This window comes from Arcicella sp. GW458-12-2-14-TSB2 (genome assembly GCF_059423785.1).
The window spans coordinates 1-3,905 of record NZ_JBWKYN010000289.1 but is presented as its reverse complement, the minus strand read 5'-3'; the positions used below and the strand labels follow the sequence as shown (position 1 = coordinate 3,905).

Annotated in this window: 3 protein-coding genes; 2 read left to right on the top strand and 1 reads right to left on the bottom strand. The window is 34.1% G+C overall.

Going from position 1 to position 3,905, the window contains the following annotated elements:
• Nucleotides 1–148: 148 nt before the first annotated feature.
• Nucleotides 149–2,521: a beta-L-arabinofuranosidase domain-containing protein gene (locus tag AC07XN_RS23675; RefSeq protein ID WP_494744839.1), complete on the bottom strand. Its 2,373-nt coding sequence runs from the start codon at nt 2,519–2,521 to the stop codon at nt 149–151.
• Between the two features lie 244 nt (nt 2,522–2,765).
• On the opposite strand from AC07XN_RS23675, the gene AC07XN_RS23670 reads away from it, so the two are divergent.
• Together AC07XN_RS23670 and AC07XN_RS23665 are read left to right on the top strand one after the other, a co-directional pair.
• The gene (locus tag AC07XN_RS23670) at nt 2,766–3,116 is read left to right on the top strand and encodes a hypothetical protein (protein ID WP_309917474.1); all 351 of its coding nucleotides are present in this window, start codon (nt 2,766–2,768) and stop codon (nt 3,114–3,116) included.
• A 110-nt stretch (nt 3,117–3,226) separates the two neighbouring features.
• A complete protein-coding gene (locus AC07XN_RS23665) occupies nt 3,227–3,754 on the top strand; it encodes a ferritin (RefSeq protein ID WP_309917471.1) in 528 nt (175 codons plus the stop codon).
• Nucleotides 3,755–3,905: the final 151 nt, after the last annotated feature.

Below are 3,905 nucleotides of genomic sequence, written 5' to 3'. Positions count from 1 at the left end.
ATTAATAAAATAGTGTGCAAAAATTACCATTTTTAATCAAATATAGATTGATATTAACCTATTAAAATGATAATTGCTCAGTTTGAGGCTAATACATTGTAATCTTAGAGAAAGAGCAATGATAAAACCTCATAATCTCTACCTTACTTTATTTCTCTGCTTTAATAATCCTACAGCCGAATACTCTGCCAGCGGTTCTTCCTGCGTTGGCTAATATTTTCACTTCAATGGTACTTTTTCCTTGGATTAGCGCTGTAGGAATTGGATATACTACATCAAAGAATTTTCCAGTAGTTCCTCCTTTTAATTCTTGAGTGGCAATTTTTGTTCCGTCGATAACTATATCAAAAAGTCTGCCCTTATCGTCGCCTAAGTAGGTTAACAAAAGGCTGTTTTCTATGGTAGCATTTACTTTCATCTGAAAAGAAAAGAATCCACCTGCTCTAACTTCTCTGCCTGTTTTTCCTAAGGCAATGTCCGTATAAGATTGTTCACTGGCTTTTAATTGATGGTCACGTTCGGGTTGCATTTCTCCAATTCTGAATTCATCAATCGTCATTGCTTCAATTTGCTGTTGACGTTTTTTCTCTGCTTCATATTCCGTTTGCCTATTTTGCCAATCTGCTTTCGTAAAATAGTCCCAGTAAACACTATAATGTTGCTGGTAAGTCTGATAGAATGGAATTAATGTAGCATCAAAAGGCTTACCTACCTGCTCTATCTTGAATGTCAAAGGTTGATTGGCTACAGGTTTTAGCCAATTGTTAATATTTTTATCGTCTGTCAACAAAACTGGCGTTCCATAAATGGGGTCGGGCAATTCTTTCCCTAATTGTCCTGCCAATACCAAAGGGCCATATAAAAAAGCAATACGATTAGCATTATCGGGCATACTTTCTGTATAGAGTGACATCGGAAAATTAAGCTCTATTTTGTCATTATTCTTCCAAGTTCTGTTGATAACTAAATATCCCGACTCTTCTTTTTCAACTCTTTGTACTTCCCCATTGATTTTTATTTGTACTCCTTTTGTTGCCCACCAAGGCGAACGTAGGCGTAATGCAAAAGCCTTTGGTGCTTTTGTTTGAATAGTTAAAGAGGTGCTTTCGCTAGTAGGGTATTGGGTATTTTGAGTAATGGTAATGCCCTTTGCTTGCCATTTAAGTATAGAAGGAATAAATAAATTGATAAATAAACTTCCGTCAGCTCCTTCATAATAAATGCTTTCTGTGTATTTGGCGTGATTTTCCATTCCACTACCTACACAACAAGTAAAAGTATTGAAAGGCTCGCTAAATTCTTTTTTAGTACCCATTCTCAAAGGCACAAAATAGCACATCATCCCATTCTCTGGATTTTGAGATGCTAAGATATGATTGTATAACGCTCTTTCGTAATAATCTCCTAGTTCACTATTAGGTTGCCAACAAAACAAATGTCTTGTTAGCTTTAGCATATTATAGGTATTACACGTTTCGCAAGTATTATCGCTTAGATGGTCGTTTAATTTATGAGGTTCGGTGCAATATTCATAATTACTATTTCCGCCAATTACATAACTATGGTTGTGTACCATAATATCCCAAAAGAAAGAAGCAATGGTTTTATCAGACTCGTTACCTGTCAATTCATATTGGCGAGCACTGCCAATGGCTTTTGGCACATTAGTATTGGAATGTTTACCCGCCATCGGGTCTATTTTTTTGGACAAAGGCACCATGACAAAATCATCATAGAATTTGTACGATACATCTAAATACTTCTTATTCCCTGTAATAGCATAAATATTCGCCAATACATCACTCATTCCTCCGTATTCGCATTTCAACATTTTTTGTAATAACTCAGGTGAAAGCGGATTAACTGTTTTTGCAGTCCAATCAGCCATGCTAGTTACTACAGCGAGGGCTTGTTGGTTATTACAATATAGGTAGGCATCTACTAATCCAGCCATTACTTTATGAACAGTGTACCAAGGGCTCCATCCACCGTTTAAGTCGAAACCACTTGATTTTATTTCACCACGAGCAACTTTTGCAAACAGCGTATCTTCTTTTGGAATGGCACCTACGTACCCTGTCTTTCTTGCTTTCTGGCATTTTGCAAGTTCTGTTACAATATAGTCAGTTCGCTTTTTAAACTCAATATTGCCTGTAGAGGCATACATCATGGCACAAGCAGAAAGATAATGCCCCAAAGTATGACCAGAAAGTCCTTCGCTTTCCCAACCTCCATATACGGCTCCCTTAGTAGGCAAATTGGCATTTAGATAAAAGCGATGTAGCAAACGATTAGGCTCTACTGTCAACAAATAAGCAGCATCTTTATCCATAGCATTTTTAAAAGGACTACCTTCTAAAAGTGTTACATCTTTAATATTAAATGCATAAGCCTTTAAGTTGGCTACTGGTTTTATTTTGAATCGCTTATCGTTTTTTTCTGGGGTATACGATTGTCCCAATAAAGTAAAGTTGGCTATCAAAAGAATTGATAGTGAGAAATAACAATATATTTTTTTCATAAAATTTGAAATCGGATTGACCACTCTTATCGTAGATACAAAGATGGTAATATTCTGAGGGGAAGACTTAACGTGAATTAATAAGAAGTAGCTAAATATTAGCCTACATCAAACTATAAAAGCCAAAAGAATAAAAATATTAAAACTTATTTAGACTTATTTCAAATAATGTTTTGAAATTTATTTTTTGCTTGCTAAATTTGTTCCATAAACATTGAAGTAACAATAGTATTATCAGATGAAAATGTCAGAGAATCAATTAAATGAATTGTATAAAAACCAGAAAGGAATCACTTGGCAGTGCGATTTGACGGATAGAATTTATATTAAATTCAATGATACTCTAACTGGATTTAAAGTGAGTGACTTTCTTACTTTTCGTAGAAAAGTACATAGTGTAGACATTCACGAGATGATATTTAACTTATCAGATGATTATGACTTTGAGTTAATTCAGTCTCCCAAAAATAACTTCTCTTCTCAACTAACACTCTGCGAAATCATTCAATTGCGTGATTTACTAGATGGCACAAAGTTCAGTTTAGACCTCAATTCAATGCTTTATGAGGTTTTAGGAACGGTGGAACTGGTATGATTTTTTAGACTAATTCTATATTTCGGTAAGTTTTGAACCTGATGATAACATCTGGTTATAATTCGTCGTAATATTGTTAAAAAAATAAGGAATCACATAACTATATTGATATGAAAGATTTAATTCGTCTCCGTACTTCGCTCAAAGAGGAAATAGAAATAGTGTTGAACGCACAATGCAAAATGGAAGCAGAAGCTTCTCAAAAATACTTGGCAATGGCCTCGTGGTTGGATAGAAACGGTTTTGAGAAAGCGGGAGAGTATTTATATGCACAAGCTGAGGAAGAAAGAACCCACTTTTTGAAAATTTTCAAATATATTAATGAGGTTGGAGGTACAGCTATTACACCAACACTTGAAGAAGTTGCTCAAGAATATATTTCAATTAAGCAAGTATTTGAAATGGCTTTACAAGGCGAAATAGCAGTAACTAATTCTATTAATAGAATTATTGCTAAATGTCGTGAAGTAAATGATTATGCTACCGAAAATTTTATGATGTGGTTTGTAAAAGAACAACGTGAAGAAGAGAAAAATGCTCGTCGTGCATTAGAATTATTTGAATTAATTGAAGTAGAAAGTGCTACGGGTAAATTTGTTTTAGATAAGGAAATTGCAAAAATAGGCAGTGAAGAGTAAATGAAAATTACTTTTATAACAACTGTCAATTAACTACTTTATAATAGCCTTCAAAATTAGTTTTGAAGGCTATTTTTTTTATGCTAAAAAAAATAAAATGAAAATTTATAAACAAAACTTAAAAAGCTTATTAGCGCAGGCGCTAATAAGC